A 737-nucleotide genomic window follows, 5' to 3' on the forward strand; every position below is an offset into this window, starting at 1 on the left:
CTGGACCGGCATCCCGGTGTTCAAGTTGACCGAGGAGGAGACCTCCCGGCTGCTGCGGATGGAGGACGAGCTGCACAAGCGGGTCATCGGCCAGGACGACGCGGTCAAGGCCGTGTCGCAGGCGATCCGCCGCACGCGCGCGGGGCTGAAGGACCCCAAGCGCCCGTCGGGCTCGTTCATCTTCGCCGGCCCGTCCGGGGTGGGCAAGACCGAGCTGTCCAAGTCGCTGGCGGAGTTCCTCTTCGGCGATGACGACGCGCTCATCCAGATCGACATGGGCGAGTTCCACGACCGCTACACCGCCTCGCGGCTGTTCGGCGCGCCCCCGGGCTACGTCGGCTACGAGGAGGGCGGTCAGCTCACCGAGAAGGTGCGGCGCAAGCCGTTCTCGGTGGTGCTGTTCGACGAGATCGAGAAGGCGCACCAGGAGATCTACAACACGCTGCTGCAGGTGTTGGAGGACGGGCGTCTCACCGACGGGCAGGGCCGCACGGTGGACTTCAAGAACACGGTGCTGATCTTCACCTCGAACCTGGGCACCGGCGACATCTCCAAGACCGTGGGCCTGGGCTTCTCCTCGGGGGCGGAGCAGGAGACCGACTACGAGCGGATGAAGTCCAAGGTCAACGAGGAGATGAAGAAGCACTTCCGGCCGGAGTTCCTCAACCGCATCGACGACGTGATCGTGTTCCACCAGCTCACGCGCGACGAGATCGTGCAGATGGTGGACCTGCTGA

1 protein-coding gene is annotated in these 737 nt (G+C 65.8%); it reads left to right on the forward strand.

Annotated elements, in window-relative coordinates; translation table 11 throughout:
* A partial coding sequence (locus tag ACYVJE_RS22995) for an AAA family ATPase (RefSeq protein ID WP_461146124.1) occupies window positions 1-737 on the forward strand: 737 nt, incomplete at both ends.

The organism is Salinifilum aidingensis (assembly GCF_054782015.1).